This is a genomic window from Spirulina sp. CCY15215 (assembly GCF_016888125.1).
Lineage (GTDB): Bacteria > Cyanobacteriota > Cyanobacteriia > Cyanobacteriales > Spirulinaceae > CCY15215.
The window spans coordinates 1-12,844 of sequence record NZ_JACSWA010000274.1 but is presented as its reverse complement, the minus strand read 5'-3'; the positions used below and the strand labels follow the sequence as shown (position 1 = coordinate 12,844).

The 12,844-nt window shown below is 37.7% G+C and carries 16 protein-coding genes and 1 pseudogene; 4 read left to right on the top strand and 13 right to left on the bottom strand.

Annotation, left to right across the window (positions count from 1 at the left end):
- Positions 1-800 precede the first annotated feature (800 nt).
- The 8 genes from JUI58_RS03140 to JUI58_RS03105 form a co-directional block, all read right to left on the bottom strand.
- Positions 801-1,643: a metal ABC transporter permease gene (locus JUI58_RS03140; protein ID WP_348539823.1), complete on the bottom strand. Its 843-nt coding sequence runs from the start codon at positions 1,641-1,643 to the stop codon at positions 801-803.
- A 19-nt stretch (positions 1,644-1,662) separates the two neighbouring features.
- Complete coding sequence (locus JUI58_RS03135; protein WP_204102287.1) at positions 1,663-2,421, bottom strand: metal ABC transporter ATP-binding protein; 759 nt, start codon at positions 2,419-2,421, stop codon at positions 1,663-1,665.
- Between the two features lie 140 nt (positions 2,422-2,561).
- A complete protein-coding gene (locus JUI58_RS03130; protein WP_204102286.1) occupies positions 2,562-3,062 on the bottom strand; it encodes a PIN domain-containing protein in 501 nt (166 codons plus the stop codon).
- On the bottom strand, positions 3,059-3,379 hold the full coding sequence (locus JUI58_RS03125; RefSeq protein ID WP_204102285.1) for a hypothetical protein: 321 nt from the start codon (positions 3,377-3,379) through the stop codon (positions 3,059-3,061). The genes JUI58_RS03130 and JUI58_RS03125 overlap by 4 nt, the downstream gene beginning before the upstream one ends.
- Before the next feature lie 151 nt (positions 3,380-3,530).
- A complete protein-coding gene (locus tag JUI58_RS03120) occupies positions 3,531-4,217 on the bottom strand; it encodes a hypothetical protein (RefSeq protein ID WP_204102284.1) in 687 nt (228 codons plus the stop codon).
- An 85-nt stretch (positions 4,218-4,302) separates the two neighbouring features.
- Positions 4,303-5,667, bottom strand: a complete 1,365-nt coding sequence (locus JUI58_RS03115; protein WP_204102283.1) for a DUF3370 domain-containing protein — start codon at positions 5,665-5,667, stop codon at positions 4,303-4,305.
- 147 nt (positions 5,668-5,814) lie between these two features.
- Entirely contained in the window at positions 5,815-5,985 is a 171-nt protein-coding gene (locus JUI58_RS03110) for a hypothetical protein (RefSeq protein ID WP_204102282.1), read from the bottom strand.
- A complete protein-coding gene (locus JUI58_RS03105) occupies positions 5,985-6,134 on the bottom strand; it encodes a hypothetical protein (protein WP_204102281.1) in 150 nt (49 codons plus the stop codon). The genes JUI58_RS03110 and JUI58_RS03105 overlap by 1 nt, the downstream gene beginning before the upstream one ends.
- On the opposite strand from JUI58_RS03105, the gene JUI58_RS03100 reads away from it, so the two are divergent.
- A complete protein-coding gene (locus JUI58_RS03100; RefSeq protein WP_204102280.1) occupies positions 6,127-6,450 on the top strand; it encodes a UPF0175 family protein in 324 nt (107 codons plus the stop codon). The genes JUI58_RS03105 and JUI58_RS03100 overlap by 8 nt on opposite strands.
- The gene (locus tag JUI58_RS03095) at positions 6,438-6,857 is read left to right on the top strand and encodes a PIN domain-containing protein (RefSeq protein ID WP_204102279.1); all 420 of its coding nucleotides are present in this window, start codon (positions 6,438-6,440) and stop codon (positions 6,855-6,857) included. Before JUI58_RS03100 ends, JUI58_RS03095 begins: the two co-directional genes overlap by 13 nt.
- A 73-nt stretch (positions 6,858-6,930) precedes the next feature.
- Here JUI58_RS03095 and JUI58_RS03090 read toward each other — a convergent pair whose 3' ends face one another.
- Positions 6,931-7,332: a hypothetical protein gene (locus JUI58_RS03090; protein ID WP_204102278.1), complete on the bottom strand. Its 402-nt coding sequence runs from the start codon at positions 7,330-7,332 to the stop codon at positions 6,931-6,933.
- Positions 7,333-7,507: 175 nt separating this feature from the next.
- Here JUI58_RS03090 and JUI58_RS03085 point away from each other — a divergent pair, with 175 nt between their 5' ends.
- Positions 7,508-7,738 carry a hypothetical protein gene (locus tag JUI58_RS03085; RefSeq protein WP_204102277.1) on the top strand — a complete coding sequence of 77 codons (231 nt, stop codon included), beginning with the start codon at positions 7,508-7,510 and terminating at the stop codon, positions 7,736-7,738.
- A gap of 135 nt (positions 7,739-7,873) precedes the next feature.
- On the opposite strand, the gene JUI58_RS03080 is transcribed toward JUI58_RS03085, so the two are convergent.
- From JUI58_RS03080 to JUI58_RS03070, 3 genes are read right to left on the bottom strand one after another with little or no spacing between them, the layout of a single operon-like run.
- Complete coding sequence (locus JUI58_RS03080; protein ID WP_204102276.1) at positions 7,874-9,355, bottom strand: ThiF family adenylyltransferase; 1,482 nt, start codon at positions 9,353-9,355, stop codon at positions 7,874-7,876.
- A 20-nt stretch (positions 9,356-9,375) separates the two neighbouring features.
- Complete coding sequence (locus tag JUI58_RS03075; protein WP_204102275.1) at positions 9,376-9,819, bottom strand: hypothetical protein; 444 nt, start codon at positions 9,817-9,819, stop codon at positions 9,376-9,378.
- Between the two features lie 4 nt (positions 9,820-9,823).
- A complete protein-coding gene (locus tag JUI58_RS03070; RefSeq protein ID WP_204102274.1) occupies positions 9,824-10,807 on the bottom strand; it encodes a hypothetical protein in 984 nt (327 codons plus the stop codon).
- Between the two features lie 178 nt (positions 10,808-10,985).
- Between JUI58_RS03070 and JUI58_RS03065 the strand changes: the two genes are divergently transcribed.
- On the top strand, positions 10,986-12,362 hold the full coding sequence (locus JUI58_RS03065) for an ATP-binding protein (protein WP_204102273.1): 1,377 nt from the start codon (positions 10,986-10,988) through the stop codon (positions 12,360-12,362).
- 156 nt (positions 12,363-12,518) lie between these two features.
- Here JUI58_RS03065 and JUI58_RS03060 read toward each other — a convergent pair.
- Positions 12,519-12,844, bottom strand: a pseudogene (locus JUI58_RS03060) (hypothetical protein); the annotation flags it as partial.

Here is a 12,844-nt window from a genome sequence, read left to right as displayed (position 1 = left end):
AGTGGACGTTAAACAGATGCTTGTGGAGGGGAATCTGGACGGGGTTTCAAGACAGAGATGACTTGAAACTAGGCAAACCCAGTGAAGCAAGAATCCCTCGTTATAATCTTTGATTTAACGGGGGAGTGTCAAGCCCATTTCCAAAAACCAGAGCAATATCTCACCAGAACGCTTGAATTTTCTCAACTGAAAGATTGAGGGACAACCCTAGAGTTAAATTGGAAATCAAATTTCCTACTGTAGGAGAAACCTAGAAGAACTTGAGAAAAATGAGAAAAAAACAAGCAAGTCTAGTAGGGATCGCTCTGGTTTTGATTATTTAAGCCTAGTTTGAGGTTCATTTTTTTGATAAAGTAAAGTTTTATTGCAAATGTATGACTTCAGGAAAAAACCTGTTAGATTAGTAATTGAAGCAGTCAATCAATGAATGCTTCCCTGGCAGATAAAACAGCCAAATCAAAGTAGACCGAATCAACAAGTAGAGAGGTAAACAAAGCTGTTAATATTCCATCTGTCTCGCCGATCGAAAGCAGTACGCTCACAAGAAAGCAAAATTTCCTTAAATAGCGATCTCAGAGCCATGCAACTGAAACTTTAATCCAGAGTGGACCTCTAATTAGCATCTAATTAAAATCTGATTAGTATCAGAAATAGAGAGAGCAATACAACTCGAATTCAAAGTTTAATTCAGTTCAACTCTAAATAGTATCGAGTAAATAAAGGAAGTCTCTTGCAAGTCTAGTCGAGGTGCTGCTTTTGTCATGTTTAAAGATTGGATTTTAAAGATTAGGTTTTAAAGATTAGGTTTTAAAGATTAAATTTTTGATAATATTTCCTATTGGTCGCAATAAGAAGGTTAAAAGAAAACAGCCAAATATCGCCATCACGATCGCGGCACCAGAAGGCACATCGAGATAATAACTAGCATACATTCCCCCCACTGTCGAAAAAGCGCCAATAACTGCCCCTAAAAGCATCATTTCGTGTAATTCTTTCACCCAGAGATAAGCGGTAATTGCAGGACCCACAAGTAAAGACATCACCAGTAGTACCCCCACGATCTGCATACTAGCAACAATAGTTAAAGTAATCGCACAAATTAAACCAAAATATAAACTATTAACAGGTAAACCGCTTGCCTTTGCCCCTAATGGATCAAAAGTGTAAAAAAGCAACTCTTTGTAAAATAACTTAACTAAAATCAGAACTAAAATTGTAATCCCCAAAGTATGCCAAACATCTGCGGGTTGAATGCCCAAAATATCGCCAAAGAGAATATGAGTTAGATCGACTTGATTGGTTTTTAATAAACTAATTAAAATCACCCCAAACCCCAAAAAAGTTGTTAAAGTTAATGCCATTGCTGCATCAACTTTAATGCGCGATCGCGTCTGAATTGCCCCAACCGTCAAAGCACTGAGAACCCCAGCAATAAATGCCCCCAGGGAAAGATCGAGTCCCAAAAAGAAAGCAATAGATAAACCTGGAACAACAGAATGAGAAATAACTCCCCCCATCATGCCCATTTGCTGTACAATCAAATAGCTGCCCACAACTGCACAGAGAATGCCCAAAAAGATACCAATGAGAAGGGCATTTCGCATAAATTCAAACCCTAACGGTTCGAGTAAAAAATTCAATATTTTTAGCATTAATAATTGTTCAGGCAGCTAACTGACTATTTCCGCTACCATCGATAATTGATAATTGGTACTTGTTCATGGATGTCCCGTAAGCGCGTTTTAAATTTTCTGAGGTTAAAACTTCAGCGCGATCGCCAGATGCAATCATGTGCCGATTTAATAGTAAAATGCGATCGTAGTGTGCCAAACTTTCGCCGAGATCGTGACTGATAACTAAGAGCATTTTCTGAGCAGCTTTTAACTCTGCAAAGACAGCAAACATAATGCTTTCTGTTTTTTGATCTACCCCTGCAAAAGGTTCGTCGAAAAAGAATAAATCTGCCTCTTGTGCTAATGCCCTGGCTAAAAATACACGCTGTTGTTGTCCCCCAGATAGTTCCCCAATTTTATACTTTGCATATTTCTCCATTTCTACTCGTTCTAATGCTGCTTTTGCCTTCTCTTTAGCATAACGGGAAGGAGTGCGAAACCATCCCGTTTGTCGAGTGCGTCCCATCATCACCACATTCCCAACAGTAATGGGATAATCCCAGTCAATATAGCTGCGTTGGGGAACATAGGCAACTTGTCGCAACTGCTGCTTTAAAGGGCGATCGCCAAACTTGACAATTCCTTGCCTAGTAGGAACCAGTCCTAAAATTGCCTTAACCAGAGTGCTTTTTCCGGCACCATTGGGACCGAGTAACGCAACAACTTGCCCCGGTTGCAGGCAAAAGGAGATATTGCGAACCGCTTCTACATCCCTGTATCCTGCGGCTAGATTGCAAACTTCGAGCATGAGAGATTGAAAATGAGAATGACTTTCATTAGCATAACCGATCGCGGAGGGATTTGAGAATGATTCTCATATTAATTTTTCCGATGTGGCGATCGCACTTTAAGTTTACTTGTACCCATCGCCAGAAGGCGATTTATCTCTTAAAATAAGTGTATTTGCTGTATGTGAGTGAAGTTAATTGTATCTATTCCTCTACTTTCTAAATAATTGGCTAATTTAAAATCATTGGTCAACACTAAATATCTATCTTTAGCCAAATCTAGAATTCCACAATCTGTCAAACCAAACTTTGAGAACTTTTCTATTTCGCTAATTCTTTTACTTTCTAGATAAAACTCATCGACTCTAGAAAGCAAATCAGAAAACAACTCCAAACACTGAGAACGTTCTGGTTCTTTCAGTTGATTGATTAAACTATTAACTTCTGTTAGAATATTGGGTGTTGTCACAATTTTTGAGAACCTTTTAATGATTTTGATCAAAACATCATAATCTTTGGCTGTAAAACCTTCAGTTCGATTAAATTGAGAAATTCTCTGACGGTTAACTTTTCCGACAAACAAAACCAAGAGAATATTAGTGTCAATTAATAGCCCTTTCTGCTTATAGCGTTGGAGCAAATTATTAATATATTTTTTCATGGTTCGCGTATTTTCATTGATTGAACTTCTCCTATTTGAGTGTCAATTTTAATAATTTTGTATTGTCTTTCTCTATTTTGACTTTCAACAAGAGGAAATAATGGATTATCATCGGTGTCAGCGTCAGAATTATTGATAATATCAAAGCCTAATGTAATTAGCCAGAATTGCTTATCTTCAGATAATTCTATTTCTTCAAGCCTTAAATTTTTGATATCCCCCAACATATCCCTAAACGAATTAAGGTAACTCGCTGCAGTTTGCACAGCCTTACGAACATTAACTTTTAGGCTTGAAGAAACTTGTGTTTGTGACATAGTTTTTTTGTCTTTTGGCTTTATCCAAAAACCTGAATTTTAAATTTGCCAAACTATTATAGCATATTTATAGTTATTGTTTTGTTATCAGGCAAAGAAGGCGCGTTCTCTTGAGGGAACACGCATTAAAATTAAAAACTCTTAAGAAATATTAACGACTGCTATCTCTCATATCTACACCATCACGATCGCCCTCTGAATTCCTGTTTATAGTCCTTTCAACTTCAGTGCGATCGCGACTTACAGCAAATACTTTACGCCACGTTAAAACCGTTTTTTGACCGATTTCTACCTCCATTAATGGTTTCAGATCGTATTGAGGAGTATCCGAAAACTCAAGGCGAATTTTCATGTTTTTAGCAGGAGCATTCGCAAGGGCATTTGCCAATTCTGGCGAAACTTTTCCCTCTGTATAACTATATTGTTCCCCATTAATGCTAAAATGAATAACAGTAGGAGAATAATCGCGATAGCCCCAATTTTCTACTCGTTCATTCACAGTTTCAGGAACAGAAATATCTTCCCATTCATCTGTTCTATGATTGTAATGCCGTCGTGACTGATACTCGATGCGAGGAACAATAGAAATACTAGCAACAAAGTTATCGCGAAAGGTAAAACGAATTCCCGACTGACTCCATTGACTGACAAAATAATCGCGATCGCCCCCAATTCCTGTATGGCGATCGTTGACGTACAATCCATCAAATTCACTGTACTCCACTTCTGACCAAGAAACGCGATCGCCATAATTAACAAGAGAAGGTTCAACGGCAAAAGCGGGCAGGACTGAAACTGTACTCAGAAGTGCTACAATCGTTAAAAGTTTCTGTTTCATGGGTTTTTCCCTGATATCGGACAAAAGATGCACTTACAGACGCACCAATGACCCAATAAGTTCGCGTAATCTTTACTTCAAGGTTTTACTTTAAGGTTTGGATGGTTAAAACTTGAGGAGGAGTTGAGTCGGGAGGATAGAGTAAATCAACGCTAACAGAACGTTGTGTATTAGGTTGTAAATGTAACGTTACTAAAGGTTCTCCTTCTTGTCCTCGTCGCTGTACTAAATGATAGTAACGAGTTTGCAAGATTCCCCCATCATCGGTATATTTCACTCGTACTGTACCGCGAAAAAAAGTATTAGTCGGTAACGGATCGAAAAAACGCAAACCTGTGGAAATTTCATCCTGTTTGATGGGAGTTTCCAGAGCAATTGTTACGGTTTGCATCGCCTCCGTGGGGTTATAAAGCGGCAAATTAAGACTATACCTTATGCCATAATTACCATGTGCTTTATAGGCCGTATCGGGATAGCGTGCTAACATAGGAGCGCTTTGAATTTGTTCCGTTCCTAAAGTGCCGCGATCAAGAGTGCTAATACCATAAGAAATGATTTGTCCGCGATCGGGAATCGTGAGAAAATCAACCTCAGAACGATCTGTTAATTTTGCCTCCCATTGCGACCCTTGGGCGACCCCTGCAACCCGACCATAGAGGAAAGAAGAACCTTCAGAATTAGGAGGAGTCGGGGCGCGATCGCGGGGTTTCGCTAAGTCTCCGGTTTGTAATAAGGCTTCCCATTCTGCCAAAGTAGGAGGGCGTTCATTTCCTTCCTCATCTTTAGGTGCAAACATGGCCAAACTGGCCAAATAAACTCGACCATTACTCCGCAAACGCAGATAGGAAGATCGTCCGTTAATGGGAGGATCGAAATCTTTAACCGGGATCGGTAAATTGAGTAACATTTGACGTTCTCCGGCTGGAATAGTCATCAGAAAAGGAAACTGAATTTGATGCCATCCGCGCAATATTTCCCCCATCACTCTGCTTCCCGGTCCTGCATAAATTGTCCCATCAGAATTCTCTAAAAAGGGGTCTAGTTTAATAAATGGGGCATCGGGTTGAGAAAGGTAACTCACCGCTTGTAAAATGTTTATCTTGACCGCTTCACGACCGGGATTATCAACAATAACGCCTAAATAAAGAGTCCGCAAATCATCGGGAGTCGGTGCTTTTGCAACATGGTGGGCAAAAATATCAAAGCGTCCTTCTAAAGGAAAATCTAAGTGTGCTTGCGGGTGCGTTGTCCCAGTAGCAGGAAAAGTAGACAGCAAAATTCCCGGTTCGAGAACCAATTCCGGACTATTACTATTAAAAACAGGAACTGTATTTAAACTTCCTGGTAAAGGTCGGACAATTTGCGGTCGAACAAACTCTTGTGGGGTGGGTGGCGGTAAAGGAGGTGGAGTCGTGGCGAAAAATAGGAAAGAAGAGAGAAGATGGAACATGAATTTAATTGCGATCGCAGCTTGAAGTTGAAACTATATAGTATAAAGGTTAAAGAGCCACAATTCAGCGCGATCGCCTTGGAATAGGGAAAATATTACTTAAGAAGTATTCTTGGCGTTTGGTTTCGTAGTCGGCTGCAAAATGATTTAGCTTTTTGGCATCCAAGGATAGATTTCACCAGCTAATATTTTCTCTCCTAAAAATTTCTCTCTCACGCCAACACGCCAAGCAATTTTACAGGCGATCGCGACTCTTCCCAAAGTAATCGTTTCACTCATAGAGGCGATCTCATTTTGATGATGATGCGATCGTAGCACTATTTTTTATTGTCAATGCTAGTGCGATCGCGGTTCTTCTCAAAGCGATCGCTTCTGGTTTGGAGATGGAAAAGCGATCGCATTTCTTCTTGTTTTGATACAATACAGAAAAACTCTACTTTTAAACGAAAGTCAACAATTATGAACATTACAATCCCCGATGCGGTTTTGCAGGAAAATAAAATTGTCGAAGCCGAACTCAAGCAAGAAATTGCTATTTTTCTGTTTCAAACCAAAAAGTTAAATCTCGTTCAAGCGGGTAATCTAGCCCAAATGGATGAAAATCAATTTCAAGATTTACTTGCCGATCGCCAAATTTTTAGGCACCAAGATACAGACGAATTAAAAAATAGTATTTCCAGCGTGCAACGGAAGAAAAGCCCATTACCTCGTTCTGTCGGTATGGGATCGAGTGGTATGGGAGATTTATCGGAAAGAGTTGATGAATTATTATGGCAGGAATAAGCAAAATTTTAGCTGATACAAGCGGAATCGTATCGATGCTGGACAATAGCGATCGTTACCATGCAGAAGTTGTAAAGGTAATTGAAAAGTCTACTTTACTGATTCCCACAACGATTTTACTCGAAGTTGATTATTTAACAACAAAATATTTAGGAGAAGGAATTGCTCGAGTATTTCTGTCAGATGTGTTAGCGGGTAATTTTACTTATCTTCAAGTTGAACTTGCCGATCTTCAACGTGCATTGGAGATCATGAGTCAATATAAAGGTGTTCCGTTAGGTTTAGTTGATTCTAGTATTGTTGCTTTGGCAGAACGCTATCGGATTCAAAAGATATTGACTTTAGATAGACGACATTTCAGTTTAATTCGACCTGCTAAAATTGAGTATTTAGAACTTTTACCGTAATGCGATCGCGGTTAATCGAAAGGCGATCGCTCTTATTTTAGTTTTGCAATTTTAGAGTGATGTTCAGACATAGCTACTGAGGCTGGGGAACGCGATGACCTCGCCAGCCTAAAATAGCAGATGCTTGAGCCTTACACAACATGAAGCGATTGCTTTCAGCTTGCAGGTCGATTAATTCTTGTTGTTCGCTTGGAGTCAGTGCGCGATCGCTGAATTCTAAGAGTTCGGTTGCGCGATCGGCTGCTTCTTCTGGCATTTGGCTATAAGCAATTTTCCACAATGCTTCATCTTCCATTTTATCCAATGCAGCAAGATCGGCTTGGAATTCTTCGGGAACGTCTGTCCAGAGGGGAGGGCTGCCAATTTCTAAAACTCGCAGCATAATATCTTCTAGGGGGCGTTTGGTGGCTCGTGCAGTATCGACGAGACGACGGTAAATTGTCTCGGGAACTTGTAAAGTAATCGTTTCAGTCATAGAGGCGATCTCAATTTTGATGATGATGCGATCGTAGCACTATTTTTTATTGTCAATGCTAGTGCGATCGCGGTTAATCGAAAAGCGATCGCTTCTGGCTACTGCAAGGCGATCGCGCCGAAATTGTAGAGTATAATACAATTAAACTTTGCTCATTCATTCTCCCGATTCAACTATGACTCAACTCACGCCAACACGCCAAGCAATTTCACAGGCGATCGCGACTCTTCCCGCAGAAGTTCTTGCCGATCTTGCCAGTTTTATTGAATACTTGCAATTTAAAACGAATTCTTCTTCTCAACAACATGGGCAGCCAAAATCAAATAGTTTTTTAATGGCAATTGCTGGACTAGGTGAATCTGATGAAATAGATTTATCAGAAAGAGATGAAGAAATTTTGCCTTAAAGTTTTGGTCTAGCTATTTCAATGCGATCGCATTTCTTCTTGTTTTGATATAATACAGAGAAACTCTACCTTATAAAGATATTACGCTAGGTTTATTTTATATTAAGTGAGGGAATATCAATTGGTAACAAGAAGTTAACCGAAAAAATTATCATCTGCTTCTATAGATTCTAATTGATTTCCACATACTTCACAAGATTGATTGCGTTCCCATTTTGCTCCATACCATCGCAAAACAGAAGGAGTTTTAGAACCATATTCCATTTTAGGCCAATTTGCATAGGTATTTTCTCGACGATTTGCCCAAATATAAAAATCTGCTATACAATCTTCTTCTAAGGATTGAATTCCACTTTCTCTACCACGAGAAAGCTCAAGCAAAGCCAATTTAACAATCATATTGGATATAGGGGCAATATCTGAAGCCAATCCAACTTGAATTGTTGTTTTAACTTCATCATCAGGAACATAAGCGGGATTATCATCTCGTGCTTGTCTAAATTGTGAAACTTCTTCTTTGCGAGTTTCTAGGAATTCTTTGGTAAAAATGCAACTCAAACAAGGACCATGAAAAGGACGAACTCTTAAAACATCTCCACCACAAGCACGAGTTAAAGCTCTGCCAAAAATCGTTGTAATTTTATACTCGATAGCAATATTATTGAGATTAAAACGACTTCGATTATTGTCAGTTGCAGCAACAATCAAATCACAATCTTTAAGAAGATTTTTTGTCTCTTCAAGACTATTATTAATATCTAATTCTGCAATTTTGACATTAATATAGGGATTTTTACCATAGAGTAAATCTCTCACTGCTTTAGTTTTATATCGCCCTAGATCGCCAATTCCACAAACATGACGTGCAACATTGCTTAACTCTAGGCGATCGAAATCAATTAATACAAAGTTTCCTACTCCAGCTTTAGCTAACTCTACCGCTACAGTAGAACCACCACTTCCCAATCCAACTATTCCTACTTTACACTGTTCTAGAACTAAAGTTTCTAACAATCCCGTACTTCGAGAATAAAGTTCGGAGTATTGAGGAATAAATTTTATAATTCCTTCCGATATATTGCCATCTGGTTGAGTAATAAAAACGCGATATTGTAACCGCTCATTTTCAATCGCTAATAAGACAACTACTGTTACTTGTTGACTTTCATGCTGATTGGGAAATATCCTCAAAATTTCTTCGACTATCGAAAAACTTTCCTCTATAGTTGGCATTCTGTCAAGAAATTTAATCGTAGAAGGAACTGGAAAACCTGCAAAATGTGTTTTGGGTACTGAAGTATAGATATGAAACACTTCTCCTTCATCAAAAGTAAAAGCAATCGCTGGAATTTGATCTACCCCTGATACTTGCCAATTTTGATAAACTTTTTGCAATTGTTCTTCATAAAGAAAAGCAAACGAAAGATTAGCAAAAAAGCCTTCTCTTGCTGGCTGATCGACAGTAACCGCATCAGGATTAGCACGAATTTCTCCACGCCTTTGTACAACTAATTCTCCTGTTTCTGGATCGAAGATTAATGTCTCATCGAATCGAGCTTCACCTTGAACTTCTCTTTCAAAATGTTGTTGTACAGCTTCAGGTTGACTATTGCTCATGAGTTTGATACCTCCTAAAATTAATTCATGTGTTTGAGAAAACTATCGATTGTTTTACCTGTCCTTTTATGACTCTCAAAAGCCTCTAGCCAAATCCGTCCTTTGAGAATCACCTTATACAAGGTTAAGTTAGGTGTCCAACCTTTATAGTGGCAGATCTTTACACATCCATTGCTTGGACTTAAAGTGTGCATTGAAGCACTTGCTCCGTGTTCAGAAAAATCTTTACCCAAATATCCTTGTAAAGGAGAAAGCACAAACATATTGGGTTGAGAATTAGGATAATCAGAACTTAAATAGACTCCAATTATATAGTTATTACCTGAGTTAGTTTTGAGAATTCCCTTAACATATGTTTTGTTAGAATCAGTCGGATTGATCCAATCAAATGCAGGAAAATATTTATTCAAAATCTGCCTTTCTGTGGATAAACGACTGCGTTGAGCTTGTGTCCAAGAACCCATATATTTAGTTCCTTACATTGGTATAGTGTTCTTCAATTTTGTTTTCAATTTGAAGGATTGGAGCATTTGGCTTCCAATTTGTTATGAGATCGCAAGGTTTAAAGTTTACTTCCATAGAAGGTAACGATTGAGGAAAATCATTAGGAAAATCAATTCGCCATTTATCAACTTGATTATTGTTTTGATTGATGTTGAACTCAAAAGAAATGTACATTTCTTGAGTTGAATGCTTTCTGGAAATTTTGAAATTTTGAAACTTTGTTTGAAACCGATCTTGAAGATTTTTGAGTAAAGCCTGACCTTGTGGTAGGGTATACCAAAGCTCTTCCGATCGCTCAAGAGGTTCAGTTGTAACTAAAGGTTGTTCTTCTAAGGTAGTTTGAGGAACATCCCAACTTTTTTTTGTGCCTCGATTGGGTAAAGAGAATATTTCCTTTTCATTTCGATTCATGCCCCAACTAGAATTACGAATTGGACTTTTACCGGGTAAAACAACCCAAGAACCAGTTTGATATTGAGGGGAAGAAGGACTAAATAAAAAACAGCCAATATTCACTGTATACTTATTTCTATGGCCTGTAGATTCAGGATGCAAATTAGCAATACACAATAAAAAACGAGGAAGGCTATACTGTCTTAAGGCATTAAAAACGGTTCGTTCATCTCCTCCACTGGGTTGCGCTAAATCCATCTGATGATGAGAATGCCATGCTCCAATATGTTGTAAACCATGTTTGTTCCTGAGTGTTTCTCCTGCTTTAATAAGATGCTCTGTATCTTGAAAAAAGCTGGTAGTATTGTGCTTGCTAGTTTTTCCGGGGCCGAGAACAAACTGAACTACAGGAAAACCTGAATAAGTCCAAAAACCAAATAAGTCTCCACCTGTTTCTAAGTGAGGGTACTCTTCGACCCATCCAGCAATATTGTCTAACTCTTCTTCATAGATAAGAGTTTTGAATTGATTTAAGTGCTTTTGGTTAGAGGTCATTTTTTTGTACTTGAGTCCTGATTCCAATGATGGCAAGAATTTGAGTGATTCGACAATCTTAAAACAACGGATTTTGTCGTTAGTTTTGTTAAGATATTTTAAGAAATGTCGTAAAATGCCATAAAATATCAGAAATCACTAAGCTATAATCATAGAAAAATTGACCCAATAGGTGTTTATGGACGTTACGGAAGTTCTACAGTTTGCAGATCGCTTAGTGTTTAACCAAACCGGAAAACATTTAGATGATGTACAACAAACGGCAATTAGAGGAGTGTGGCAAGGAAAAACTTATGGTAATATTGCCGATGAATGCAAACATAGTGAGAGTTATCTGAGAGATATTGGATATAAGCTATGGAAAATTCTTTCGGAACAGTTAGGAGAAGATATTGATAAGTCTAATTTTCGCTGGACAATGGAGCGAGTTAAAACCTCTCATTCACAGCAAGTTATTGGTTTAATCAATAAAAATGTAAATTTATGTTCCAATGACTCTAAAGAAATAGAAGATATCGCTAATGATACTGAGCTTCACGATTCATCTAGACCATTTTACAAAGATTTAGAATTATCTCCTAAAATCAATCAATTTTATGGGCGCTCTAATGAGCTTTCAATGTTATCAAGATGGATTGAAAATGAACATACTCGCTTAGTATCGATTATTGGGTTGGAGGGAGTCGGAAAAACGGCTCTAGTTAGAAAATTTGTAGACTTAAATTCTCAAGATTTTGATGCGATAATTTGGAAAAGTATTAAACAGCCTAAGATATTAGATATTTTGACTTCTAAAATACTACAGACATTCAATCCAACACTAAAAAATCTGGTGCTTGACTCAGAAGAGAAAATTACTAAATTGTTTAATATATTCTCTCAAAAGAAATGCTTAATTATTTTGGATAATCTAGAATCTTTATTTGAGAGTAAAAAAAATGCAGGACAATATCCAATAAAATACCAAAATTATAAAAGTTTTATTCAGGCTGTTGCTGAAACCGAACATCAAAGTTGTTTAATTCTCATCAGCCAAGAAAAATCACAAGAAATGATAACACTTAATACAAATATCCGTTCTGTACAAATATTAGAATTGGGCAATTTAGAAAATGATGCTCTAGAAATTCTGGAAAATCAAGGACTTAGCGATCGCGCTGATTGGCACAAATTAACCCAATTATATGATAGTAATCCTTTATATTTAAAATCTGTTATAAGTTTAATAAAGGAGGTATTTGAAGGGAATGTATCTGAGTTTCTGAATGAAAATGAGTTAATTTTAACTGAAGATTTGAAAGATATTTTTAATAATATTTTTTTAAATCTATCTGATATTGAGAAAAGAATCATTTTGGAAATCAGTAAAAATAGCAATAAAATCACAAAAGAAGAGTTAAAGCAATTGTTATCATTATCATCTTTAGAATTAGTCAATTCTTTGCAATCTTTAATGAGGCGATATCTAGTCAAAAAAATTAAAGGAGAAACTTTTTTCTGTATTATTCCTGTATTTCAAGACTATATCAAACTTAGATTTCATAACCAACAATAAAATTACCGATCGCTAGGTCAAAAACAATCACCAATTAAATTGCTGGCTGAGAGTGTGTCAAACATTTTTATCTAAGGTGGAGTGACTGCAATCTATAAGACAAAAAATCGTACTCTCGGAGAAAATCAATAACAACCCTCTGCTATTTTAACAATCTTACTCGGGTTCATCTTCTCCCCCAAAACGACTTAATAACTCTTCATCCGTCAATTGCATCACGAGGGAAACAGCTTCTCGAGTCGGGAGTTCTAACAGGCGATCGCAAATCCTTAATACTCGTTCGTCAAAAGAATCAAAGCGCACTGTTAGCATCGTTTCTAGCATCGTGCGCCGTTCTTGTTGCAATCCTTGTTGCAATCCCTGTTGCAATCCCTGTTGCAATCCCTGTTGCAATCCTTCTTTTAGCGTTTCTTCTCGCCATTTGAGATAAGCGGGGGATAATGTCATGATTAACTCCTGTTCTTCTCTTGTAGGACTGGTTT

Coding starts and splice junctions, on each gene's coding strand:
- JUI58_RS03135 (WP_204102287.1), bottom strand. CDS start 2,421: ATGCTCGAAGTTTGCAATCTAGCCGCAGGATACAGGGATGTAGAAGCG.
- JUI58_RS03130 (WP_204102286.1), bottom strand. CDS start 3,062: ATGAAAAAATATATTAATAATTTGCTCCAACGCTATAAGCAGAAAGGG.
- JUI58_RS03125 (WP_204102285.1), bottom strand. CDS start 3,379: ATGTCACAAACACAAGTTTCTTCAAGCCTAAAAGTTAATGTTCGTAAG.
- JUI58_RS03120 (WP_204102284.1), bottom strand. CDS start 4,217: ATGAAACAGAAACTTTTAACGATTGTAGCACTTCTGAGTACAGTTTCA.
- JUI58_RS03115 (WP_204102283.1), bottom strand. CDS start 5,667: ATGTTCCATCTTCTCTCTTCTTTCCTATTTTTCGCCACGACTCCACCT.
- JUI58_RS03100 (WP_204102280.1), top strand. CDS start 6,127: ATGAACATTACAATCCCCGATGCGGTTTTGCAGGAAAATAAAATTGTC.
- JUI58_RS03105 (WP_204102281.1), bottom strand. CDS start 6,134: ATGTTCATAATTGTTGACTTTCGTTTAAAAGTAGAGTTTTTCTGTATT.
- JUI58_RS03095 (WP_204102279.1), top strand. CDS start 6,438: ATGGCAGGAATAAGCAAAATTTTAGCTGATACAAGCGGAATCGTATCG.
- JUI58_RS03090 (WP_204102278.1), bottom strand. CDS start 7,332: ATGACTGAAACGATTACTTTACAAGTTCCCGAGACAATTTACCGTCGT.
- JUI58_RS03085 (WP_204102277.1), top strand. CDS start 7,508: ATGACTCAACTCACGCCAACACGCCAAGCAATTTCACAGGCGATCGCG.
- JUI58_RS03080 (WP_204102276.1), bottom strand. CDS start 9,355: ATGAGCAATAGTCAACCTGAAGCTGTACAACAACATTTTGAAAGAGAA.
- JUI58_RS03075 (WP_204102275.1), bottom strand. CDS start 9,819: ATGGGTTCTTGGACACAAGCTCAACGCAGTCGTTTATCCACAGAAAGG.
- JUI58_RS03070 (WP_204102274.1), bottom strand. CDS start 10,807: ATGACCTCTAACCAAAAGCACTTAAATCAATTCAAAACTCTTATCTAT.
- JUI58_RS03065 (WP_204102273.1), top strand. CDS start 10,986: ATGGACGTTACGGAAGTTCTACAGTTTGCAGATCGCTTAGTGTTTAAC.